Annotated in this window: 20 protein-coding genes, 2 tRNA genes and 1 pseudogene; 11 read left to right on the top strand and 12 right to left on the bottom strand. The window is 74.5% G+C overall.

Features of this window, described 5'->3' with window-relative positions:
- Positions 1–103 precede the first annotated feature (103 nt).
- Together Acit_RS00305 and Acit_RS00300 are read right to left on the bottom strand one after the other, a co-directional pair.
- Positions 104–457, bottom strand: a complete 354-nt coding sequence (locus tag Acit_RS00305) for a VOC family protein (protein WP_248104951.1) — start codon at positions 455–457, stop codon at positions 104–106.
- Positions 458–528: 71 nt separating this feature from the next.
- Positions 529–617, bottom strand: a tRNA-Ser gene (locus Acit_RS00300).
- A gap of 1,121 nt (positions 618–1,738) precedes the next feature.
- Between Acit_RS00300 and Acit_RS13765 the strand changes: the two are divergent.
- From Acit_RS13765 to Acit_RS00275, 4 genes and pseudogenes are all read left to right on the top strand, one after another.
- Positions 1,739–2,884: pseudogene (locus tag Acit_RS13765) on the top strand (RNA-binding domain-containing protein); the annotation flags it as partial.
- A 158-nt stretch (positions 2,885–3,042) separates the two neighbouring features.
- Positions 3,043–3,423 (top strand): hypothetical protein, encoded by a 381-nt coding sequence (locus Acit_RS00285; RefSeq protein ID WP_248104948.1) that lies wholly within the window; start codon positions 3,043–3,045, stop codon positions 3,421–3,423.
- Between the two features lie 121 nt (positions 3,424–3,544).
- Positions 3,545–4,048 carry a universal stress protein gene (locus tag Acit_RS00280; RefSeq protein ID WP_248104947.1) on the top strand — a complete coding sequence of 168 codons (504 nt, stop codon included), beginning with the start codon at positions 3,545–3,547 and terminating at the stop codon, positions 4,046–4,048.
- A gap of 85 nt (positions 4,049–4,133) precedes the next feature.
- Positions 4,134–5,468 (top strand): M23 family metallopeptidase, encoded by a 1,335-nt coding sequence (locus Acit_RS00275; protein ID WP_248104946.1) that lies wholly within the window; start codon positions 4,134–4,136, stop codon positions 5,466–5,468.
- A 311-nt stretch (positions 5,469–5,779) separates the two neighbouring features.
- Here Acit_RS00275 and Acit_RS00270 read toward each other — a convergent pair whose 3' ends face one another.
- Positions 5,780–6,436 (bottom strand): hypothetical protein, encoded by a 657-nt coding sequence (locus tag Acit_RS00270; protein WP_248104945.1) that lies wholly within the window; start codon positions 6,434–6,436, stop codon positions 5,780–5,782.
- A gap of 641 nt (positions 6,437–7,077) precedes the next feature.
- Here Acit_RS00270 and Acit_RS00265 point away from each other — a divergent pair.
- Together Acit_RS00265 and Acit_RS00260 are read left to right on the top strand one after the other, a co-directional pair.
- A complete protein-coding gene (locus Acit_RS00265) occupies positions 7,078–7,275 on the top strand; it encodes a hypothetical protein (protein WP_248104944.1) in 198 nt (65 codons plus the stop codon).
- 128 nt (positions 7,276–7,403) lie between these two features.
- Positions 7,404–7,658 (top strand): helix-turn-helix domain-containing protein, encoded by a 255-nt coding sequence (locus Acit_RS00260; RefSeq protein ID WP_248104943.1) that lies wholly within the window; start codon positions 7,404–7,406, stop codon positions 7,656–7,658.
- Here the strand turns inward: Acit_RS00260 and Acit_RS00255 are convergent.
- The 3 genes from Acit_RS00255 to Acit_RS00240 are packed head-to-tail and all read right to left on the bottom strand — an operon-like array spanning position 7,553 to position 11,041.
- A complete protein-coding gene (locus tag Acit_RS00255) occupies positions 7,553–8,494 on the bottom strand; it encodes a formate dehydrogenase accessory sulfurtransferase FdhD (protein ID WP_248104942.1) in 942 nt (313 codons plus the stop codon). The two genes, Acit_RS00260 and Acit_RS00255, sit on opposite strands and share 106 nt — an antisense overlap.
- A gap of 10 nt (positions 8,495–8,504) precedes the next feature.
- A complete protein-coding gene (locus Acit_RS12615; protein ID WP_282435889.1) occupies positions 8,505–9,551 on the bottom strand; it encodes an alpha/beta hydrolase fold domain-containing protein in 1,047 nt (348 codons plus the stop codon).
- Positions 9,548–11,041, bottom strand: a complete 1,494-nt coding sequence (locus Acit_RS00240; protein WP_248104941.1) for a flavin-containing monooxygenase — start codon at positions 11,039–11,041, stop codon at positions 9,548–9,550. Before Acit_RS00240 ends, Acit_RS12615 begins: the two co-directional genes overlap by 4 nt.
- A gap of 114 nt (positions 11,042–11,155) precedes the next feature.
- Between Acit_RS00240 and Acit_RS12610 the strand changes: the two genes are divergently transcribed.
- Genes Acit_RS12610 through Acit_RS00225 form a run of 3 tightly spaced genes read left to right on the top strand, consistent with a single transcriptional unit; the run spans position 11,156 to position 15,043 of the window.
- Complete coding sequence (locus tag Acit_RS12610; protein ID WP_282435888.1) at positions 11,156–13,156, top strand: hypothetical protein; 2,001 nt, start codon at positions 11,156–11,158, stop codon at positions 13,154–13,156.
- A gap of 10 nt (positions 13,157–13,166) precedes the next feature.
- Positions 13,167–13,679, top strand: coding sequence for a GNAT family N-acetyltransferase (locus Acit_RS00230; protein WP_248105293.1), 513 nt, complete (start codon positions 13,167–13,169; stop codon positions 13,677–13,679).
- 8 nt (positions 13,680–13,687) lie between these two features.
- Positions 13,688–15,043 (top strand): FAD-dependent oxidoreductase, encoded by a 1,356-nt coding sequence (locus Acit_RS00225; RefSeq protein ID WP_248104940.1) that lies wholly within the window; start codon positions 13,688–13,690, stop codon positions 15,041–15,043.
- On the opposite strand, the gene larC is transcribed toward Acit_RS00225, so the two are convergent.
- Positions 15,040–16,371, bottom strand: coding sequence for a nickel pincer cofactor biosynthesis protein LarC (gene larC, locus Acit_RS00220; protein WP_248104939.1), 1,332 nt, complete (start codon positions 16,369–16,371; stop codon positions 15,040–15,042). The two genes, Acit_RS00225 and larC, sit on opposite strands and share 4 nt — an antisense overlap.
- Entirely contained in the window at positions 16,368–17,117 is a 750-nt protein-coding gene (gene larB / locus Acit_RS00215) for a nickel pincer cofactor biosynthesis protein LarB (protein WP_248104938.1), read from the bottom strand. Before larB ends, larC begins: the two co-directional genes overlap by 4 nt.
- A 24-nt stretch (positions 17,118–17,141) precedes the next feature.
- Between larB and pheA the strand changes: the two genes are divergently transcribed.
- Positions 17,142–18,131 carry a prephenate dehydratase gene (gene pheA, locus Acit_RS00210; protein WP_248104937.1) on the top strand — a complete coding sequence of 330 codons (990 nt, stop codon included), beginning with the start codon at positions 17,142–17,144 and terminating at the stop codon, positions 18,129–18,131.
- A gap of 79 nt (positions 18,132–18,210) precedes the next feature.
- Positions 18,211–18,295: transfer RNA gene (locus Acit_RS00205), tRNA-Ser, on the top strand.
- An 8-nt stretch (positions 18,296–18,303) separates the two neighbouring features.
- Here the strand turns inward: Acit_RS00205 and Acit_RS00200 are convergent.
- The 4 genes from Acit_RS00200 to Acit_RS00185 are packed head-to-tail and all read right to left on the bottom strand — an operon-like array spanning position 18,304 to position 22,019.
- Positions 18,304–19,929 (bottom strand): hypothetical protein, encoded by a 1,626-nt coding sequence (locus Acit_RS00200; RefSeq protein WP_248104936.1) that lies wholly within the window; start codon positions 19,927–19,929, stop codon positions 18,304–18,306.
- A 12-nt stretch (positions 19,930–19,941) separates the two neighbouring features.
- Positions 19,942–20,199 carry a hypothetical protein gene (locus Acit_RS00195; protein WP_248104935.1) on the bottom strand — a complete coding sequence of 86 codons (258 nt, stop codon included), beginning with the start codon at positions 20,197–20,199 and terminating at the stop codon, positions 19,942–19,944.
- Positions 20,200–20,226: 27 nt separating this feature from the next.
- Positions 20,227–21,165, bottom strand: coding sequence for a hypothetical protein (locus Acit_RS00190; protein WP_248104934.1), 939 nt, complete (start codon positions 21,163–21,165; stop codon positions 20,227–20,229).
- Positions 21,147–22,019, bottom strand: a complete 873-nt coding sequence (locus Acit_RS00185; RefSeq protein ID WP_248105315.1) for a hypothetical protein — start codon at positions 22,017–22,019, stop codon at positions 21,147–21,149. Before Acit_RS00185 ends, Acit_RS00190 begins: the two co-directional genes overlap by 19 nt.
- Positions 22,020–22,042 lie beyond the last annotated feature (23 nt).

Genomic DNA, 22,042 nt, shown 5'->3' with positions numbered 1-22,042 from the left:
CCGCACCCCGCGTATCGGCACCCCGGGCGGTCACCTTGAGCACGGCCGGCTCGATGCTCGGCCGACCGCCGAGGCGCAGGCACGGTCCGGCGGCCCTGCGGGATCAGCGGGCCAGGGGCGTGTAGAAGACCAGCCCGTTGCCCTTGTTGTCGTACACCACGACCCGCCGCTCGTGGGCGTCGGTGTACGGGCCCTTCACCACCCCCCCGCCGTGGGCCTCCACCCTTTCGGCTGCCTGGTCCACATCGGCGGTCTTGACCCCGACCACCACCTGCCCCGGCATGGGATGGTCGACCGCTGTGGCCAGGGCGATCGTGATCGAGCCGCCGTCGATGGCGGCGAAATGGGAGCCGTCCCGGAACTTCAGAGCCATGCCCAGCCCCTCGGTGTAGAAGCGGATCGACTCCTCCAGGTCGTCCGTCGAGAGGACGACCATCCTCACGTCGTAGTCCCCCATCGGGCCTCCTCCGCCTCAGTCGCCTGCGCCCCCGAGCCGGTGGCCGCCTCACCCTGGCCGGGGTCTTCGAGCGGAGAGGGAGGGATTCGAACCCTCGGACCCGGTTTCCCAGGTCAACTCATTAGCAGTGAGTCCGATTCGGCCGCTCTCGCACCTCTCCAGCCGGGACTCTACCCACCGCCCACAGACGCCGTCGAGAGACGGTTCGTCACCGGTAGGCTGATCCCGTCGGGGCATCATACGCGAACCGCCACCAGCCGTCGGGCAGGGGCGCGTCGGCTCGGGCCGGGACACCCGGATCGGGACGTGACGCCCCCGGCCATCCACGCGCACCACCGGATCGTCGACGAGATCGCTGGGACCCTGGTCGGACGCGCCGCGCCAGGCGGTGCGCTGGGCCCTTATCGACCGGTCACCGGCTATGCAAGCCACTGCGCCCGCCACCGAGCCGCCCGGTCCGACTGTTGACGAGGTCCAGCTCCTGGTGGAGGCGAAAGCGCCGCACGACCGACGCCTGGCAACCTTTGGCTCCGCGGCCGCCACCCCAGGCTTTCGTCGGGCGAGCCCTGCGGACGTCAGCAGTCCAACGTCGACTCCGACGCCGGGCAGCTCACGACCCCACGCTCGGTGGCCGACGTCCCGGTCCGGTTGGAGGTGCGGACGACCAAGACCATTCGCATGCGGCGTGTGGCCCTGGACAAGGGCACCCCCGGCATCCTGTGCCTGAGGTGTGCTCGTGCTCGTGCTCGGGCGACGCGCGGGGCGGCTTGCACCGTGCTCGGTGTCGACACCGATGTCTGTGCACACCAGACGGACCATGGCAGCTCCCGCGTCCAGCTCGGGGGACCGCCTCGATTCACGTTTGCCTATCGAGCCGACTCCCATATCCTCGACGCGAGCAAGCGGCTCGGCATGGAGAACAACGAGTCGAATGACCAGAAGAGCTCCAGGTGACGAGATCGGTGGTGGGCCAGCACCCTCCACCCAACGGCTCGCCCTGCCGGTGACGCCCCAACCGGTTTGTTCCGCCGGTGTTCCTGCGGCCTTGCCGCGCCGATCTCCTCCACCGAGGAGGTCGCTCCGTGACATCGACGTGGCGATGCTCGATCGTCTCGTCAGGCGCCTCGACCACGTCCGTCACCCGTCGCTCCTGCATGAACCGAGTCGGTCAACGGCAGGCTGGACGAGGGGTTCTTGAAGGCGGAGTCGTCGAGGTCTTCACGAGGCACAGCCACTCCTGCTGGCCCGACTCCGCCGGCGGGCACCCCCACCCGCCTTTTTATGCCAAACGTGTTCTTGCTGGTTCAGATGAAGACAAGTTTGTCATGTCCGCTGTTCCACCCCGAGCGCGTCGGGGACCTCCCTCGACAGCTCACCGAGCAAGCCTTCGCGAAAGCGTTCCCGGGCGAGGGGACCTACGTCGAGTTCAAGCAGAGCGTCTCGACGGAGAAGGTCCAGGAGGCCGCCGTGGCTTTCTCGAATGCCCAGGGGGGCGTGATCCTCGTTGGCGTGGACCCGTCGGGCGCTCCCAAGGGCCTGTCACAGCCCGGGGAGCAAGAGCGCAAGCAGCACCATGCGCTCCAGGGCGTGAGGAACTGCGGTCGCTACGAGACCCGACAGCTCACGGTCGGCACCGACACGATCCTCGTCGTCAGGATCGAACGCCGACACGAGGGGTTCGCCCAGACCTCTGACGGGAGAGTGCTCCTCCGTAGAGGAGCCGGCAACCAAGCACTCGTTGGTGCCGACCTGTCGCGCTTCGTCGCTGCCAACGCTTTCCAGGCCTTCGAGAGCACCCCGACCGCCATCCCTCTCCACGCCGTCGAAGCCGGTCCGCTCGATCGCCTGTGCCACGCCCGGAGTTGGCCAGCAGACGACCAGCTGTCGACCCGCCTCCGCGAAGAAGGCTTTGTCGCGGTGGTCGATGGGGCCGAGCGGTTGGCAGTCGCCAGCGCCCTCCTCCTCCTGAAGGATCCGGCAACCATCGGCTGCCGAGCGTATGTGGACATTCGACGCTTCGGGGCCGATCTACCCGAGCCGGACAAGACCTGGGAGGTCAGGGGCACGGTCCCGGATCAGATCGAGCAGGCCACCAAAGCCATCCTGGCCGAGCTGGGATCGACAACCGCGGTGCTCGGCCCTCGGCGGGTGGACATGCCCAGGCTTCCTCCCCTGGTCGTGCGTGAAGGTGTCGCCAACGCCATCGCCCACCGTTCGTACCAGCATGCCGGCTCAGCCGTCCGGGTCGAGATCCACCCTGACCACGTCCGGATCACTTCGCCAGGTGGACTCCCAGAACCAGTCACGGTGGAGAACATCCCCTTTCAACAGGCAGCCCGCAACAGCACCTTGCTGGGCGCTCTCCGCCGCATGGGACTGGCCGAAGACCTCGGCCTCGGTATCGACCGCATCGAAGAGCAAATGGCCTCGAACCTCTCGGAAGCACCCACGTTCGAGGACGACGGATCGTTCTTCAGCATCACCCTTCGCTTCAGCGGAACCGTGACCCAGCTGGAACGGGCCTCGATCCTCCAGCTGATCGACCAGCAGCACCTCGACCCCCGCTCCGGCCCGTGGTGGTTCAGGTGGCACGCCACGGGTCGATCACCAACGCCCAGGTCCGCAAGATCCTCGGTGTCGACAGCGTCGATGCACGCACCATCCTCCAACGCCTCGTCCGCGCCGGCATCCTCGAGCAGCGCGGCCAGCGCGGCGGCGCGCAGTACGTCCTCGCGCCGCGGGCAGCGGCGCCCGTCCGGGTCCGCCCCGCCCACGAGGAGCTCGAGAAGATCGTTCTCGACCTCGCACGTCGAGGGCCGGTCACCAACAGGCTCGTCCGAGAGCACGCCCACCTCGACCGCACCGAGGCACTCAACCTCCTCCGCAGTCTGGTCGCCAAGGGACGGCTGGTGCGAGAGGGCAGCCGCCGGGGCGCTCGCTACCGTCTGCCTCGCCGCCCCCGGTGACCGACCCCGACCAGCGACGCCGCCGCCGTCACCCTCGCACCGGTACGGGGGACGATGGCTCTGGTCTGGCCCGAGGCCCGGCTGACCTGGGTCGCCGACCCGGCGAGCTAGCCTGCGGCTCGTGACGGATCCCCTCGGGCCCGTCCCGGCGTCCTTGGTCGCCGGCGACCGTCGCCGGCCCTGGGTGGTCGTCGGCGTCGATCCTTCGCCCTCGGCCCACCTGGCCCTGCAGTGGGCCTGGCGCTACGTCCAGGCCCTCCAAGGCACCCTCCTCGCCTGCACCGCCGTCCCCGGGACCGCGCCCAGCTTCGACGAGCGCCCCGAGCGCCTCGCTGCCCTTGAGCAGAAGGCCAAGGAGGAGCTGGCCCAGGCCACCGCCCGGACCCGCCAGGTGCTCCAGGACGCCCTCGGGGAGGCCGAGGCCGCCCAGGTCGTCCTCGTGGTCCGCCTGGGCGGGGTGGCCGACGTCCTCGTCGGCGCAGCCAAGGACGCCGACCTCCTCGTCGTCGGCACGACCCCCCGCGGACGCCTCGGCCGCGCCCTGCTCGGCACCATCCGACCGGGTCTCCTCGGGGCCACCCGCTGCCCCGTCGTCCTTGTCCCCGCGCTCGACCAGGCCACCTGACGCCCCCTGAGCCCCGCGCCACTGAGCTGGGCAAACACCCGAAGCGCTTGCCTGGTCCCCCAGGCTTCGTTAGGGTGCCCGCCCCGTGGACCTCGCCCGGCGCTCCCGGGGGCCCCTCCGGGCCCTCCCGGCCCGCCCCGGATCGTCTGCCCCAGCCGGCAGCGCGACTGGCCCGGTCGGCAACCAGCGTCCCGCCCGCCATCGCCGGGCTCTCGGCCTCCTCCTGGCCTTCTGGGTGCTGCTGGCCGCCACCCTTGGCGTCGGCGCCGCCTTCGCCGCCGGCCCGGCCTTCGCAGGCCTGGCCGCCGAGCGAGCCCAGGCCAGCCAGCTCGCCCAGGAGATCGCCCAGCAAGGCCAGGTGGTCCAGGCCCTCGTCGCCCGATCCGACGCCGCCCAGGCGCACCTCGACGCCGTCACCGCCCAGCTCCAGGCGGCCCGTCAGCGCCTGGCCCTCGCCCAGATGGCGGCGGCCCAGGCCACCCAGCACCTCCGAGCCGTGGCCATCGCCGCCTACATGACCGGGGCCGGCACCCAGACCAACCTCAGCCTCTTCGAAACCGGCTCGGCCAGCGCCCTGCTCGCCCAGCAGGAGTACACGGCCATCGCCGGCAACAGCCTCCAGACCGCCATCGAGCACTACCAGCTCGCCCGCCACCAGGCCGCAGCCGACGCCAGCCAGCTCGCCCAGGCCCAGCAAGCCGCCCAGCAGGCCGCCACGACCCTCGCCCAGGAACGCCAGGCCGCCCAAAGCGCCCTCGCCCAGGAGACCGCCCTCCTCCAGCAGGTCAAGGGGCGGATCGCCCAGCAGGTCGCCGCCCAGGTCGCCCAGCAGCTGGCCGCCGAGCAGCAGGCCCGCGAAGCCGCCCTGGCCGCCGCCGCCCAGGCGGCCGCCGCCCAGGGCCCACCTCCCACCGTCGCCGTCAACGCAGCGCCCGGTGCCTACGCCAACCCCCTCCGGGCCATCGCTGCCCTGAACCCCGAGCGGATCGACCAAGGGGTCGACTACAGCGGCTATGGGCCCATCTACGCCATCGGCGACGGCGTCGTCCTCAACACCGTGAACAGCGGCTGGCCCGGCGGCACCTTCATCGCCTACCGCCTCACCGACGGCCCGGCCGCAGGCCTCGTGGTCTACGCGGCCGAGGACATCCAGCCCGAGGTCAGCGTCGGCCAGACCGTGACCCCCAACACCGTCCTCGGCACCATGTACGAGGGACCCGACGGCATCGAGACCGGCTGGGCCGACCCCTCCGCCCTCGGCGAGACCATGGCCATGGCCTACGGCCAGTTCTCCGGGGCCAACTCCACCGCTTTCGGCGCCAACTTCTCCCAGCTCCTCGCGTCCCTCGGGGCGCCCCCCGGAATCCTCCAGAACAGCCCCCCGACCGGCTCCCTGCCCCCCGGCTGGCCGAGCTGGTAGGGGTGTCACTCACTCGTCTGCTCCCCTCACCGGTCCTCGTGCCGCCGCCTGCCGGGTGGGGATTCCTCGGCTCGTCTGGGGCTCGTCTGGCGAAGCGAGGGTCGTGCTCCCCGACCGGCGTTGATGTTCCGTTGATCGGTGTTGTTGATGTTCCGTTGATCAGTGGAGCGTGAGGGGCGGGACAACCAGCACAACCAGCGGGGCGTGGGGATCGAGCCAGACCGACCCGAGCCGGGCACCCGACCGTCCCACGCGACAAAGGGGCCGGGACCAACGGCCCCGGCCCCTCCCCACTCCAGGCAGGTCGTCGCTCAGGCGGTGGGCACTTCTTGGCGAGCCTGCTCCCGCCGACGTCGCCAGGTCACGATCCCGAGCCCACCAGCAGCCAGCGCCGTGACCCCGACGGCTCCAACGGCCCCGACCGGGATCGTGCTCTGGTGGAACTGGAACGGCGCGTCGCCGCTCCCGCTCCCGAACTGGTCCGTGACACCAATGGCCACATCTCCCCCGGTGGCGGTGCATGGTGCAGGGAAGGCGATCTCGACCCCGTCGTAGGTCTGCCCCGTCCCTGCCGCCAACGTCGTCCCGCTCTTGAACGCCGGGTTCCCCGAGCTCACGAACGTCACCTCGACGGGAGCACTTCCACGGGTCGGGTCGTACTTGGAGTACTCCGTGCTGTTGTTGATGGTGACGTCGGCGTAGACCTGCTGAAACGTCTCCGTCGTCTTCGACATGTTGTAGACGAAGACGTCCGCGGTCAGGGTAGCGTTGCAGTAGCCTGGCATACCCTTGATCGGCTGCTTGATGTACAGCGTGGCGTTCGTGACGTTCACGTTCATCGCCGCATCACTGCCCGCGAACGCCGGACCGGCGAGGCCAGCGACCAGTGCCCCGCCGAGGCCCCCGGCCGCCGCCACCATGCCGATCCGTCGGACCCGCCGTCGGGATGGGTGCCTCACCTTGCTCATGCGGTTCCTCCTCACCGCTCTGGCCAGCCCCCCGGGGGGACGCCGACCGCCTGTCCGCCGGCCCCGACCTCCTGCCGAGCCCTCCGGCGCTTTCCTTGCTGGCCTCACTGCACGGTGAGGGTGGGTTCGTGCTCGCTCCCCCCCGGCTCCACGACCACCTACCGCCGGGGCTTCCTCGCGTCGCTCACCGCTGGTGCCCTGTCCCCCGTCGGCCCGCTGAACCCGAGCCGACGGGGAGATCAAACAGAGCATAAACGGTCGCTACCCTTCGTGGCAAGCGTTGGGACGAATTTCGCACCGGCCTGCCCGTCCCGCGGCCGTCGCACCCCCTCGCTACGGTGCCCACGCAGCCCAGCCGCTGCCCTCGACGACCCGACCACCGCCACCTCCCGGCGGTGCCCTTCGGTACTCGTCCCCCTTCCCAGACCGCCGCGCCCGGTCGCGGCGAGCCCCATCCCCCGAGGTGCCCGGCCGTGCCCGACCTCCCCCGCCACCACGAGCCCGAGAGGACGCCTGCTCACCTGGTGCTCAGGGATCGCCATGGCGGCGCCTGCCTCGTCGCTCGGGCCACCGAACACCTCGTCGAGCTGCGCCTCGCTGCGCCGGTCGCCGGCCCTGTGTCTGGGAACCAGGTGGGCCCCTTGGGACCCACGAATCCGGACGCCCCGCGGGACGGGACTCCCGAGCTGGTGCTCGTCGCTGGCCGGGACCCCCAGCTCGGTGGCCTCCTGGCCCTGCAGGTCTGGGCCGGCGGATCCTGCCTCGGGGGCCTCGAGGCCACCGAGGACCCCGAGGGCCACTGGACCCTCCGGCTCCACGGTTTCGGCGCACCCAGCTGACGTCACCCCCCCGTACGCCATCCCTCCCCTACTGACTGGAAACAACACGGAACGTGACCATCGTCGGCCAGAATCTGCTACTGATCGATCTGTCGACAGAGCCGTAGCGAGACAGCAGCCTGGGGGCCGTGGAAGGCGAGCTGCAGCGGCGGCTGGGGCGTTCCCTGCGGGCCATTCGGGAAGCGGCCGGGCTGAGCCAGGAGGCCTTCGCCGAGCGGCTCGGGGTGCACCGGACCTACGTGGGGGGCCTCGAGCGAGGCGAGCGGAACCTGACCCTTCAGACCGTCGAACGCTTCGCCGCTACGCTCGGCGTCGATCCTCTCACGCTGCTCAGCGGGGATCTCGCTGAGGTTGCGACACGGACCCGGTCGGCACCGCAGTAGAGCGTGGCCTGACCCTGGCGGACGAAGCCGGCGATCGTCATCCCGGCCCGCGTTGCCAGGTCGACCGCGGCAGTGGTCGCCCCCGAGACGGCCGCCACCACCGGCACGCCGGCCCGCCAGGCCTTCTGGACGATCTCGAAGGAGACCCGGCCGCTCACCACCAGGGCGTGGCCACCCAGGGGCAGCCGGTCCTCGAGAAAGGCCCAGCCGACCACCTTGTCGACGGCGTTGTGCCGGCCCACGTCCTCCCGCACCGCGACCAGCTCCCCGCCCAGGGGGGCCAGCCCAGCGGCGTGGACCGCCCCGGTGGCAGCGAAGGCCTGCTGGTGGGCGCCCAGCGCGTCGGGCAGCCCGAGCAGCCAGTCGGCGCCGACCACCGCGGTGCCGGCCGGGGGCAGCGCCGGCGCGTCCGCCAAGAGGTCGGCCACCGGATCCCCCTTTGTGCCGCAGACCCCACACGCGCTCGAGACCGCCAGGGACCGGGGCCGCAACCGGCCCCAGACCGGGCACAGGAGATCGACCACCGCCGTCTCCCCGGCCTGGCCGCAGGCGTAGCCGATCCGGCGGAGCTCCCAGCGTTCGTGCACCAGACCCTCGGCCACCAGCAGGCCGGCGACCAGCTCCACGTCGTGCCCCGGGGTCCGCATGGTCACCCCGAGCTGGTCCGTCCCGTCCGGGGCCCGCAGCACTACCCGCAGGGGGGCCTCGACGGCCAACTGGTCCGGTCCTCGCCCCCGTCCCTCGGGCCCGAGCCGCTCCACCAGCACCGACCGGCCCTTCGGCGGTCGGCCGCCGACCACCGCGGACGCCCCCGGGTCGGCACGCCGCTCGGCCACGGGGGCCAGCCTAGGAGGTGCCCGGTGCCATCAGCGCGCCCGAAAGGAAGGCGGCAGCCTGCTTCGCCGCCCGGGTGCCGGCGGCCAGCAGGCCGGCCTGCATGCCGAAGTCGTGCCAGAGCCCCACGGCCACGCTCAGCTGGCACGGCACCCCGGCCTGCTCCGCGGCGACCGCCAGCCGCCGCCCGTCGGGGTGAAGCAGGTCGTCCCCCGCGACCTGCACCAGCAGGGGCGGCAGACCTCGCAGGTCGGCGTGGAGGGGCGAGACAGCGGGGTCGAGGGGGGAGCGGCCCCCGCAGTAGGCCTCGGCGCAGGTCGCCAGCCAGGCCGGGGACAGCACGACGTCCCGGGCCACCAGGGCCGGGTCCTCGTCCCGGCGCCCCCCGCCGGCCACCCCCAGGTCGGCGCCCAGGTCCAGCCACGGGCAGTGCAGGACCACCGCAGCCGGCAACGAGGCCCCGGCGTCCCGCCGGGCCAGGGTCGCGGCCAGGGCCAGCCCGGCCCCCGCCGAGTCTCCGCTCACCACCACCGGCCCCTGCTCCGCCACGGCGTCCAGGACCGCCAGGGCATCCTCCAGGGCAGCTGGGAAAGGCGCCTCGGGGGCCAGCCGGTAGGCGGGCAGCAGGGCCTCGACGGGCCGGCTCGCACCAAGCAGGACGTGTCCGACGAAGGCCCGGGCCACGAACGGCCCGCCCACGCAGTAGCCCCCGCCGTGGAAGTGCACCAAGGTGACCGCCGGGTCGGCCGCCCGGCGCCTGGTCAGCCAGAGGCGCTCGGTCGGCACCCCCCCGACGACCTCCCCCACCACGCCCAGGCCCCGGGGTCGAGGCAGGCTGCGGCCCGCCAGGGCCAGCCGGCGGCGCTGCGCCTCGAAGGGCACGGCCGGGTCGAAGGCCCAGCGCCCCACCAGGCCCATGAAGCCTCGCAGCAGCCCCCGGGGCACCCCCAGACCGAGACCCGGCGGGGCCAGCAGGCCCGGGCGACCCCTGGCCCCGGCCCGGGCCTCCTCGGCGAGGGCCAGCGGAGCGCTCGGCAGGCTGGTCGGATCCGCGCTCATGCCACCGGGGCCGGCACCCGGGGCAGCACCGCCCGGTAGGCCAGGGGGTCGAAGCGGTCGGCCTGGAGCCGATACAGGAAGGTGAACGACGGCCAGTTGTGCGTGTTGCGCCCCTCGGCCGTCGTGTACCAGCTCCGGCAGCCCGAGGTCCACGCCGTCCGCCGGCTCTGGGCCTCCACCCAGGCCATGAACTCGGCCTCGACCTCGGGCCGGACCTCCAGGGCCGGCAGCCCGGCCGCCTCCATGGTCGCCAGGGCCCCCAGCACGTGGGCGATCTGGCCCTCGAGCATGAAGAGGATCGAGTTCGACCCGAGGTTCGTGTTCGGCCCGTAGAGGAAGAAGAGGTTCGGGAACCCGCTGCTGGCCAGGCCCAGGTGGGTCCGGGGACCCGCCGCCCAGTGCTCGGCCAACCTCCGGCCTCCCCGGCCGCTCACCTCGATGGTCGACAGGAAGTCGGTCGTCTCGAACCCGGTGCCGAAGATCAGCGCGTCCAGGGCCACCTCCCGGCCGCTCGTGGTCCGGACCCCGCCGGGCAGCACCTCGGCCACCGCCTCGGTCACCAGCACCACGTCCTCCCGCCGCAGGGTCCGGTACCAGTCGTTCGAGAACAGGATCCGCTTGCAGCCCATGACGGAGTCCGGGGTGCACGCGTCCCGCAGGGCCGGGTCAGGCACCTGGGACCACATCCAGCGCCGCCACAGCCACGTCAGGACGGCCAGCCAGGCCCGGGAGCGGACCAGACCGAGACCCAGGCTCTCCCCGTAGAGGTAGACCCGGGCCCGGTCCAGCTGCCGCAGCACCGGCACCCGGCGCACCAGGGCCAGTTCGGCCGGCCGGTAGGCCCGGTCGACCTTCGGCACCACGTACGGGGCGCTCCGCTGGAACACCACCGTCTGGGCCGCCACCTTCGCCACCTCCGGCACGAACTGGATGGCGCTGGCGCCCGTGCCCACCACCCCGACCCGCAGGCCCCGCAGATCCACGTCGTGGCGCCAGCGGGCCGAGTGCCACGAAGGGCCGCTGAAGGACTCGAGGCCCGGGAGGGCGGGGACCCGGGGCCGCTGCAGCTGGCCGACCGCGCTCACCACCACCTTGGCCCGCAGCGTCTCCCCGCTCGCCAGGCCCACCTGCCACGTGCAGCTCGTCTCGTCGAAATCCAGCCGGACGACGTCCGCCCCGAGCCGGATCCGGGGCCAGAGGCCGTAGGCGTCGGCCAGGCGCCGCAGGTAGGCCAGGATCTCGGGCTGCCCGGCGAACCGCCTCGGCCACGTAGCCGGGAAGAACGAGTAGCTGTAGAGGTGGGAGGGCACGTCACAGGCCGCCCCCGGGTACGTGTTGTCCCGCCAGGTCCCCCCGATGTCCTGGCCGGCCTCCAGCACCACGAACCGTTCCCGACCGGCGTCCAGCAACCGGGCCGCCAGGCCCAGGCCCCCGAACCCCGCCCCGATGATGGCCACGTCCCACTCGGCCGACCCCAGTCCTTCGACCATGCCACCTCCCTGGGTCCCCGGGCCCGGGCCGGAACCCCGGGCCCACCTGGGTCCGGCTGCCCCCCAGCCGGCTCGGACCCTAGCCAGGACGCAGGGCTGTGCGACACTCCTGCCGTGGCCCTCCAGGCCCCCGCCCCCCCTCGTCCGTCGGTCGTGGCCCCCCGGTCGGCCGGCCGCGACCGCTGGTGGCTCGTGGCCCTCGGGGTGGCGACCCTCGGGATCTCCCTCCTGTGGTGGCGGGGCGTCTGGGGCGCCGACCCGGCCAGCACCGCCCTCTGCGCCTGCGGGGACCCGGGCCTCTACCTCTGGTTCTTCGCCGCCCCGGCCCACGCCCTGGCCGCCGGCCACCTCCCCTTCCTCGTCCACAGCGCCTGGGCCCCCGCAGGCATCAACCTGCTGGACAACGCCAGCACCCTGGCCCTGGCCGTCCTCTTCGCTCCCCTCACCCTCACCGCCGGCCCGGTGGCGGCCGTCAACACCTGCCTGCTCCTCACCCCCCCGGCGACGGCCCTCTGCACCTATCCGTTCCTCCGCCGCGTCGTCCGGCCCCTCCCCGCCGCCCTCGGCAGCCTCTTCTACGGCTGCTCCCCCCTGGTCTTCTCGGGCTCCAAGTACGTCCACCTCGACGTGGTCTTCCTCGCCTTGCCCCCCCTCGTCGGCCTCCTGCTCCTCCAGCTCCTCGCCGACCGGCACCGTTCCCCCTGGCGGGTCGGGGCCTGGCTCGGCCTGGTCCTCGTCGTCCAGTTCTTCGTCTCCACCGAGCAGCTCGCCCTCACCGTCCTCGCCGCGGCCCTCGGCCTCGGCCTGGCCGCCCTCGGGGCCTGGCGCCGCGCCCCGGCGCTCCTCGGGCCGGCCTGGCAGCGGGCCTGGCGGGGGTTTTGTGCCGCCGGCCTGCTTTCCGGCGCCCTCCTCGCCTACCCCCTCTGGTTCACCGTCGCCGGGCCCCGCCACGTGGTCGGCAAGCCCTGGTCCTTCATCGCCACCACCGGCAACCCCCTCCTCAGCCTCGTCGACCTCGGGCCCTCGGCCGGGCGGGTGGCCCTCGCCCCCGGCATCTTCGGCTACCTCGGCCCTGCCGGCCCCCCCAAGGCCTACCTCGGCCCGGTCCTCGTCCTGGCCCTCGTCCTCGTCGTCGTCTGGCTCCGCCGCGACCCCCTGGTCCAGTGGGCCGGGGCGCTCCTCCTCGCCCTCCTCGTCCTCTCCCTCGGCGGCCACCTCCTCCTCGCCCCCGGTCCCCCCCAAGGCTTCGCCACCAGCCGACCGGTCCCCCTCCAGCCCTTCTTGCCCTGGACCTGGCTCGCCCGCCTGCCGCTCCTCGGGGAGGCCAGCCCCGGCCGCCTGGTGGAGCTCTCCGACCTCCTCGTCGCCCTCCTCGGCGCGCTCGGCCTCGACCGCCTCGCCGCCCACCTGACCCTGCGCCCCTGGCACCTCGCCGGTCGGGCCCTCCGGCCCGGCCTGGTGCTCGGGGCCTGCGCCCTCTGCGCCCTCGGGCCCCTCGCCGCGGTCACCCCCAGCGCCTTCACCGTCGACCCGGTCAGCCCCCCGCCCTGGTTCCGCCTCCAAGCACCCCGGCTCCCAGCCCGGACCGTCGCCCTCGTCTTCCCCGTCGGCCTCAGCCAACCCGGCGCCTGGCAGGCCATGAGCGGCATGCCCATCCGCCTCGCCGTCGGCGCCGGGTTCGTCCCGGGCCCCGACGGCCGAGCTGACACCAACCCCCCGCCCGACTCGGCCCTCGGGTTCCTGGAGGCCATCTCCTTGGACCGCCGACCGCCCTGGCCGACCCCGGCCCTGGCCGAGCGGGTCCGGGCCGACCTGGCCCGCCACCGGGTCGGGGTCATCGTGGCCGACGGCGAGTTCCCCGACCAGCTGGCCGTCACCCTCGGGACCATGACCGCCGTCCTCGGCACCCCCCCAGAGCTCCAGGACTACGCCTACGTCTGGACACCCGCCCAGCTCCGGCACCTGCCCCGCCCCTGGGACCTCCCGGCGCAGGTCTTCGAACGCTGCCTACCCCCGAGCGACCCGGCGCTCAGCCCGGGTCCGGCCCTCGCCTGCCTCGGCGCCGCCCACCAGGCCAGCGCCGACCACCCGGGGCGGCCCGGAGGGGCTGGCTAGGGTGACGGCGATGGCCCAGCCGAGCGGAACCCAGCCGAGCGAACCCCGTCGAGCCCCCGAGGACCAACCGGTGCAGGTCGAGGAGGCCACCGAGGCCACCCCCGAGCTCCTCGGGGCCCTCCGGCGCCTCCTGCCCCAGCTCTCGGCCAGCGCCCCGCCCCTCACCGAGGACCGCCTGCGCGCCGTGCTCGCCCATCCCGGCGTCCACCTCTTCGTCGCCCGGGTCGGCGACCAGGTCCGCGGCACCTTGACCCTCACCGCTCTCCCCCTGGCCAGCGGCCTGCGGGCCACCATCGAGGACGTCGTGGTCGACGAGGTGGCTCGGGGCCAGGGCCTCGGCCGGGCCCTCACCGAGGCCGCCCTCACCAAGGCCGCCACCCTGGGCGCCCGGACCGTGGACCTGACCTCCCGGCCCTCCCGGGAGGCCGCCAACCGCCTCTACCAGCGCCTGGGCTTCCAGCAGCGCCAGACCAACGTCTACCGCTTCGACCTGGCCGTCCAGGCGGCCCGGGCCGAGGGCTGAGGGCAGCCGTGCACTTCGTCATCATCGGGGCCGGGCCGGCCGGCAGCCAGGCGGCGACCGACGCCGCTCGCCTCGGGGTCGAGGTGACCCTGATCGAGCGGGAGGTGGTCGGCGGGGCCGCCAACCTCTGGGACTGCGTGCCCTCCAAGACCATGATCGCCACCGGCGGGGCCATGACCGACGTGGGCCGTCTCGAGCAGATGGGCCTCGGGCGCCTCGAGCCCTCCTTGGACCTCCCGGCCCTCAAGCGCCGCATCACCGGCATCGCCGAGCACCTCGAGCGGGCCACCACCGAGGTCCTGCGCCGCCAAGGGGTCCGTCTCCTGCGGGGCACCGGCCGGCTCACCGGGCCGAGGACGGTCCTCGTCGAGGGCCCCGAGGGGACCGAGACCCTCGAGGCCGACGCCATCCTGCTCGCCACCGGCAGCCGGCCCCGGGTGCCGGCCTGGGCCGAACCCGACGGCCAGCGGGTCCTCGTCACCCGCGACGCCTACCCCCCGCCGGAGCTGCCCGAGCACCTCGTGGTGGTCGGCTCGGGGGTCACCGGGGTCGAGTTCGTCCACATGTTCACCTCCCTCGGCGCCCAGGTGAGCCTCGTGGTCAGCCGCCAGCAGGTCCTGCCCGGCAAGGACCCCGAGGTGGCCGCGGCCCTGGAGGAGGAGTTCCTCCGCCGGGGGGTCCAGCTCTTGAAGGGGGCCCGGGCGGTCGGCCTGGACCGTCACGAGGACGGGGTCACGGTGCACTGCCACGACGGCCGGGCGGTCCGGGGCAGCCACGTCCTGCTCGCCGTCGGTTCCATCCCCAACAGCGCGGGCCTCGGCCTCGAGGCCGCCGGGGTCGAGGTCAGCGAGTCCGGCCACGTGCCCATCAACCACCACTGCCAGACCAACGTCCCCCACATCTACGCCGCCGGGGACCTCTCCGGGAAGCTGCCGCTCTCCTCGGTGGCCACCATGCAGGGCCGCAAGATCGCCGAGCACGTCGTCATGGGCCACACCGCCGCCCACCGCCACCTGAACTACGACAAGGCCCCCTCGGCCATCTTCACCGATCCCGAGATCGCCGACGTCGGCCTGGCCGAGGCCGAGGCCTTCGCCTCGGGCCGCAAGATCCGGGTCACCAAGGTGCCCTTCTCGGCCTCCCCCCGGGCCCTGATCTCGGGCGACACCCGGGGGTTCGTGAAGATCGTCTCCGACCCGGCCACCGGAGTGGTCCTCGGCGGCTCCATCGTGGGCCGCAACGCCTCCGAGCTCATCGCCGTCCTCGCCGTCGCGGTCACCGCCGGCCTCCGGGTCCAGGACATCGTGGACTCCATGCCCGTCCACCCGGCCCTCGCCGAGGCCCTGGCCGAAGCCGCCGACTAGTCCCCGCCCGGGCCGACCGGGGCTGGGGACCCCGGGCCGCCCGCCTGGGCCCGCCAGGCGTCCTCGGCCATGGCCGCCACCGTGTGCAGCGGCAACCCGAGCTCCTTCGCCACCCGGGCCACGTCCCGGTGCTCGGCCTTCACCCGAAAGGGCCCCACCTTCACCCGCACCGGCTGCCCGGCCACGATCACCTGGGCCTCGGCCCGGGCCAAGGCCAGGCGCTCGACCGGCCAGCTCCGGGCCCCCAGGCTGCCGGTCTCCGCCAGCAGGCGGGCCCGCAGCGCCCCGAGGTCGGCGGCCCGGCACAGGCAGGTCAGGACCTGGCCGGGCCGGCCCGCCTTGCCGACCATCGGCACCGCCCAACAGTCCAGCGCCCCGGCCGCCCGCAGCTCCTCGAGCAGCCAGCCGAGGACCTCGCCGGTCACGTCGTCCAGGGTGGTCTCGAGCAGCCAGAGCTGCTCCACGCCCGCCCCGGCTCCGGCCCCAGGCCCGCTCGGCTGGTCGTTGCCAGCAGGCGGTGCCGGGGAGGTGAGCGGCTCGCCGAGGAGGACCTGGAGGCAGTTCGGGGCGGGCTCCTCGGCCCGGCCGGCGCCGTAGCCGGCGGCGAGGAGCCGCATGGGGGGCGGGGGCCCGTGATCGGCCACCCAGGCGGCGATCACGGCCGCGCCGGTCGGGGTGGTCAGCTCCCGGGGGGTGTCCCGCCCGGTGACCGGCCGTCCGGCCAGCAGGGCCAGCGTGGCCGGCGCCGGGTTCGGCAGCGGCCCGTGCCGGCTCTCGAGCAGCCCGGTCCCGAGGGCCACCGGGGAGGCGGAGAGCCGGCTGACCCCCAAGGCGGCGAGGGCGGCGGCGGAGCCGACCAGGTCCACGAGGGTGTCGTGGCCCCCCAGCTCGTGCAGGTGGACCTCGGCGGGGGGGCAGCCGTGGCGCCGACCCTCGGCCTCGGCCAGGGCCCAGAGGGCCGCCTGGGCCCGCTCGGCCACCGGCGGGGGCAGGTCGGCCCCCTCGAGCAGGTCCCGGAGCTCCCCGGCCCGCCGGACCTGGTCCGGGGGGTCCTCGACGAGGACCTCCACGGCGGTGGCTGCCAGCCCGCCCCGCTCGACCCGCCGGACCACCAGCTGCCAGCCCCGCAGGGGCAGCTGGCCGAGGACCGCCTCCACCTCGTCTTGGGGCGCGCCGGCGTCGAGCAGCGCGGCGAGGAGCATGTCCCCGGCGATCCCCGAGAAGCAGTGCAGCCAGGCCACCCGGCCCCCGGCGGCGCTCGGGACGCCCGTCCCGGTGGTGGCCGGGGCGCCCGGAGCGGCTGGGCCCGCTGGGGCCCTCGGGCTCACCGCAGCAGCCGGCCGACGGCGCAGGCCGCGCCGAAGCCGTTGTCGATGCCGACCACGCTCACCCCGGCGGCACAGGAGGACAGCATGGCCAAGAGCGCGGTCAGGCCGGCGAAGGAGGAGCCGTAGCCGACGGAGGTCGGCACCGCGATGACCGGGGCGGGCGTCAGGCCCCCGACGACGCTGGCCAGGGCGCCTTCCATGCCGGCGACCACCACGCAGCAGTCCGCCTCGAGGACCTCGTCGAGGTCGGCCAGCAGCCGGTGCAGGCCGGCCACCCCGCAGTCCACCAGCCGCCGGGGCGCGAAGCCCAGGGCCCTGAGGACGGCCAGGCACTCGTCGGCCACCGGCAGGTCGGCCGTGCCGGCCGTCACCACCAGCACCCGGCCGGCCCGGGGCGGGGCGGGGCGCCAGACCACCGTGGCCAGCTCGCCGCTCGCCGTCACCTGGCCGCCGGGGTTCGCGGCCAGGGCCGCCTCCACCTGGTCGGCCCGGGCCCGGGTCAGGACCACCGGCAGGCCCGCCGGCTCGGCCAGCAGCTCCGCGACGATCCGCCGGCACTGGTCGGGGGTCTTGCCCGGGCCGTAGACCGCCTCGGCCTGGCGCTGGCGGAGGGCCCGGTGGTGGTCGACCCGGGCGTCCCCCAGGTCCGCGAAGGGCAGCCGCCGGAGCCGCTCGACGGCCTCGTCGACCTCGAGCAGGCCCCCGCGGAGGTCCTCGAGGAGCTGGCGCAGGGCGGGCTGGTCCATGGCGAGCCACTATCCTGCCCGGCCGTGCCGGCCGATGCGACCCCAGGTGGCGCCGCGCCCGGGGGCGACGGCCCCCTCATCGCCTACCTCGGCCCCCCCGGGACCTTCACCGAGGAGGCCCTGGCCAGCGACCCGGACCTCGGCCCCCTCCCGGCCCTGCCCCTGGCAACCATCGGCGAGGTGCTCGAGGCGGTGGTCGAGGGCCGGGTGCCCCTCGGGTTCGTGCCCATCGAGAACGCCATCGAGGGTTCTGTCCACCAGACCGTGGACCGCCTGGTCTTCGACGTCGACCTGCTGGTCCAGCGGGAGGTGGTCCTCGACGTCCACCTCCACCTCATGGCCCGGCCCGGCACCCGCCTGGAGGACCTCGAGGAGATCGTCTCCTTCCCGGTGGCCATCGCCCAGTGCCAGGGGTTCTTGGCCTCCCGGCTGCCCCGGGCCCGGGTGGTGCCGGCCAGCTCGACCGCCGAGGCGGCCCGCCGGGTCGGGGCCAGCCGGCGGGGCTCGGTCGGGGCCATCGCCCCGAAGGTCGCCGCCCGGCTCTACGGCCTGGAGATCCTGGCCTCGGCCATCGAGGACCACCCCGACAACCAGACCCGCTTCGTCTGCGTGGCCCGCCAGGGGGTCCCGGCCCCGACCGGCCACGACAAGACCAGCCTGGTCTGCTTCCAGCGCACCGACCGCCCCGGCAGCCTCCACGCCATCCTCTCCGAGTTCGCCGCCCGGGACCTCAACCTCACGAAGCTCGAGTCCCGCCCCACCAAGCGCCAGCTGGGCCGCTACTGCTTCCTCATCGACCTGGAGGGCCACATCGCCGACGAGGTCGTCGCCGACTGCCTCCGGGTCCTGCACGCCGAGCTGGCCGAGGTGAAGTTCCTCGGCTCCTACCCCCAGGCGGGGGCCGACGCTGGCCAGCGCCGGGCCCGGGCCCGCACCGCCTGGCGCCGGGCCGAGCGCTGGATGGCCGAGATCCGGGCCCAGGTCCGCGCCCCGGGGTCGCCCCTCTGGGGCTGAGGCCCCCGCCGTCGACTACCGTCCAGGACCGGCGTCCGGCACTCGACCCCGGGGCGGGTCGGGTCGGGCACGCCACCTGGGAGGGATGGCAGAGCGGACGAATGCGCGGCTCTTGAAAAGCCGTGAGGCTCCGGCCTCCGTGGGTTCGAATCCCACTCCCTCCGCGGCCCGTTCAGCGACCCGAGAGGATCCACACCTCGAGGCCGCCCTCCGTCCGGGGCCGCCCCAGGGCCGCCGTCAGGAGGGCCTGGGCCGCCCCGGAGTTCTGCCCGAAACCGACTTGCAGGAGCACGGCGTCCACGTGGTAGGTGCGGACGAACCGCCGGACGGCTGACGGGGTGGCCGGCTGGCCCCCGGCCAGGAACTGGCTGACCGGCTGGCCGAGGGCATCGGCCAGCAAGGTGGCGGGCACGGCCCGCTGGGTGGGGGGAAGCGGGTTCAAGCTGGCCTGCCCGTTTTGCCCTCGGGTCAGAGCGTAGGCACCCATGAGCCGGTAGCGCATGCCGGCGGCCGCCTGCCAGAGCATGGGCTGGGGACTGAGGTCGGAGGGGTACGGGTAGGTGAGGACCACGCCGCCCCGGGGGATCTGGCGGACCGCCGACGAGGTGGCGTAGGGCGGCACGGTGACCGGGTAGATCGGGTTCGGCCAGGCGGGCACGAGGAGGACCAGGCAGGCCCCGAACCCCGCCAGCAGCAGGGCCCCCGAGCCCCAGCGCCGCCTGCGCGACACCTTGGAATCCAGGCGGCGGGATCGCCGGGTCCGCCACCAGCTGTGGGCCTGGTCGACCGCCAGGGCCAGGAGCCAGGCCGCGGCGAGGTCGGCGTAGAGGGCGAAGCGGTCGTAGACGAAGTCCTGGAACAGCGGAAGATGAAAGACCAGGTCGACGGGGAGGGGGATGCCGGTGGCGTGCCCCGCCACCTCGAGGTGGGGGCCCCAGGACACCACCGTGGCCGCCACGAACAGGGCGGCTGCCAGGCGCACCTCGCCTCGCCGCCAGTGCGTCAGGACGAAGCCAGCCAGGACGAAGAGCAGGGGCAGCCCGAGGTAGCTGCCGACCTCGGAGGGGTCGCCGCCGGCGAAGCGGGCACTCAACCGGGTCAACGCAGCAGGGGCCAGGAGCTGGAGCTTCGTGGGCACCACCGTCCCGAGCAGGTCGGCAGTGAAGACGAGCTGCTGGGGCGGGCCGTGGAAGGCGTGCGGCCCGGCGAACTCCACCCAGGCCGGGTAGACGATGAGCACGCCGGTCAGCAGGCCACAGGCCAGCAGGCCCGGCCAGGCTCGCCGCAGCCGGTCCCGCACCTGGCGGAGCCGGACCAGAACGAGCAGGAGCAGGCCGACCAGGGCCATGAGGATCGTGCTGGCGAAGAGCTCCGGGGAGACCAGGAACTCGGCGGCCAGCACGACGCCCAGCAGCAGACCCCGGGCGAGGGGTCGGCCGCGGCGCCGCACCAGCAGGTCGTCGAGGAGCAGCAGGACCAGGGGCGGGAAGGGAACGACGAGCAGGTTCAGGTGGCCGAGCCCCTGGGCCACCATGAAGGGAGAGAAGCCGTAGAGCAGCCCGCCCACGAAGGCGGCGACCGGCCAGCGCACCCAGCGCCGCAGCAGCACGAAGCAGGCCAGGGCCGAGACCGGGTAGGCCAGCCACATGAAGAGGTTGAACGTCACGATGGGACCGAACGCCCAGGTGACCGGGAGGCCCAGGAGCCCGAGGAGGGGCATCGAGGTGTTCTCGGCCAGGTTCACCCCCTGGGGGTAGTGCAGATAGGTCGTCAGCCAGGGGTTGTGACCGTGGAGCACGGCGAAGGCCGTTCAGGCCAAGAACCACACCTGCTGCTCGGGGTCGCCCCCGTACCCGGCCACGAAGCGGCTGTCCCCCAGCAGGATCGGCCAGTAGGCGGCCAGGGCGACGCCGCAGTAGACGAGGAAGACCCCGAGGGTCAGCCAGGGCACTGACCAGCCAGGCCCCGCGGCTCGCCGGTGGGCGCCGCGTCGTCTGGTAGACAATGGCACCGGCACCGGCCCGACCGGCTCGTGCCCACCCACCAGGCGGGAGCCGGTCTCGAGCACGGCGGCGGAGCGTAGCAAACCGTGTCCTCAGCACCCGGGGGCGCCTCCCCGAGCCCCTCGACCCACCCGGCGGTGCCCGCTCGTCGCCCGGTCCGTCTCGGTCAGCAGCCGAGCCACCCCCTGGCCCACGGCGCGGGCGCAGGCCACCAGCTGCGCCTCGTCCACCGTCACCACCCGGAGCTGCCCGGCCTCCGGCCACCAGCCCACGACCCAAGCCGGGACGTCCCCTGGCTCGCCGGCCAAGGCCGCCACCAGCGCCGGGGCCCCCAGCCGTGTCGCCCAGGCCTCGGGGGCTGCCCCGGGCTGGGCCACGAGCAGGCCCACGCCCCCCTCGCCCTGCACCCGCAGGTCGGCACGGGCCCGCAGGGTCAGGCTCACCGGCCCCTGCCCCCGCCAGCGCTGCCCCCGGGTCACGACGCGGACCCGCCCGGCCAGTTCGTCCCACCGGATCCCCTCCCACAGGGTGCTGGTCCAGGTCGTGGCCGCCGCCAGGGCCGCTGCCGCCTCACCCGGGGCGGCTCGACGCAGCCAGCCCGCCCACCACGGGCTGCCCTCGGGGTCCTCGCCCGCCTGAGCCGCGGCCCGCGCCGCCACCACCCGGACCGCCTCGAGCGGGCTGGCCCACGTGCCCTCGACCAACGCCGCCAGGGCCTCCCGAGCGATCGGCTGGCGAAGACCACGACCCCCGGGGGACCCCTGGCGCCCGCCCGACGCGCCCCCGGCGAGCCAGCTGGCGTCGCCCTGGAGCGCGGGGCCCGAGCCGCTGCCCCCGGGGTGGCGCCAGGTGGCGGACCGGCCGGCGAGGACCGGGTCGATCGCCTCCCACAGGGCTGCCTCGACCGCGACCCGGGTGCTCGGGCCCAGGTCGGCTCGCCCGTAGGGGCCGAGCAGCAGCCGGGTCAGGCGGCTCGGCCCGTCCGCCTCCACCGGCACCCTCGGCAGGACCGTCAGGCGGCCCGCGTCCATGCCACCTCCCCCACCGCCGCTGGGCCCCCGAGCCGGGCCAGCCGGCGCCGTCGGGCCCTGAGCTCCGCGACGAGCTCGGCGAGGGCCCGCCCGAGCAGGACCCGGTCGACCGGCCACGCCCACGCCTCCCGGCTCGCCAGGGCGATCCCCACGACCTGGAACGGTGCCGCCCCGCTCCGCAGCGCCTCGAGGAGCGCAGCGCGCCGGAGCGACCGAGCCGCCTGGGCCGTCGGCCCAAAGGCCCCGACCGTCACCAGGCAGCGGCTCGCCCGGGTCCGCGCCGGCCGGCCCAGCCCGAGGTCGATCTCGCTCACCACCAGCACCCGCCCACCGCCCAGTGCCCCCACCAGCCGCTCCCCCGGATGGGGGTCCCACCGGGGATCCACGGTGCCGAGCCGGGCCAGCGTCGCCGCCGAGGCCGCCACCGCGGCTCGCGCCCGGGCCGCTGCCCCGCCCCGCAGCGCCCGGAGCGTCTCGGCCGCCCGCCCCTCGCCGCTGGCGACCAGCCCCGCCAGGCCCTCCTCCCAGGGATCGGCCGGCGGGCCGGCCACGACCCACTGCCGCCAGAGCACCCCCAGCAGGGCATCGAGCGGGGCGCGTTCCCCGGCCAGCACCCATGGCCCCCTCGGGTCGCCGACCCCTGGGAAAGCCTCGGTCGCCACCACGTCCTCCAGCCGCTCCCGGAGCCCGAGGGTCCAGGACCGGTCGACCAGCGGCCGGCGACCCGACCCACCCCTCAGGAGGCGAGCCAGGTCCTCGGGACCGTGCCCCAGGTCGGACCAGCGGGTCCCCGCCGGCTCGCCAGGGGTCCGAGCGTCGTGCCGTCGGCGTGGATGGCTCTCGGGGTGCGCCATGGACCGCATGGTGCCCGGCGGCT

It is taken from the genome of Aciditerrimonas ferrireducens (assembly GCF_023130475.1).
Classification (GTDB): Bacteria; Actinomycetota; Acidimicrobiia; order Acidimicrobiales; family UBA8190; genus Aciditerrimonas; species Aciditerrimonas ferrireducens.
Note: the sequence above shows the minus strand (reverse complement) of the source record. Positions and strands in the feature narration are given on the sequence as shown.

Bases quoted from the DNA above. Each gene is read 5' to 3' on its own strand.
- Acit_RS00305 (WP_248104951.1), bottom strand. From the start codon at position 457: ATGGGGGACTACGACGTGAGGATGGTCGTCCTCTCGACGGACGACCTG.
- Acit_RS00270 (WP_248104945.1), bottom strand. From the start codon at position 6,436: ATGAGCAAGGTGAGGCACCCATCCCGACGGCGGGTCCGACGGATCGGC.
- Acit_RS12615 (WP_282435889.1), bottom strand. From the start codon at position 9,551: ATGAGCGCGGATCCGACCAGCCTGCCGAGCGCTCCGCTGGCCCTCGCC.
- Acit_RS00240 (WP_248104941.1), bottom strand. From the start codon at position 11,041: ATGGTCGAAGGACTGGGGTCGGCCGAGTGGGACGTGGCCATCATCGGG.
- Acit_RS00230 (WP_248105293.1), top strand. From the start codon at position 13,167: ATGGCCCAGCCGAGCGGAACCCAGCCGAGCGAACCCCGTCGAGCCCCC.
- larB (WP_248104938.1), bottom strand. From the start codon at position 17,117: ATGGACCAGCCCGCCCTGCGCCAGCTCCTCGAGGACCTCCGCGGGGGC.
- Acit_RS00190 (WP_248104934.1), bottom strand. From the start codon at position 21,165: ATGGACGCGGGCCGCCTGACGGTCCTGCCGAGGGTGCCGGTGGAGGCG.
- Acit_RS00185 (WP_248105315.1), bottom strand. From the start codon at position 22,019: ATGGCGCACCCCGAGAGCCATCCACGCCGACGGCACGACGCTCGGACC.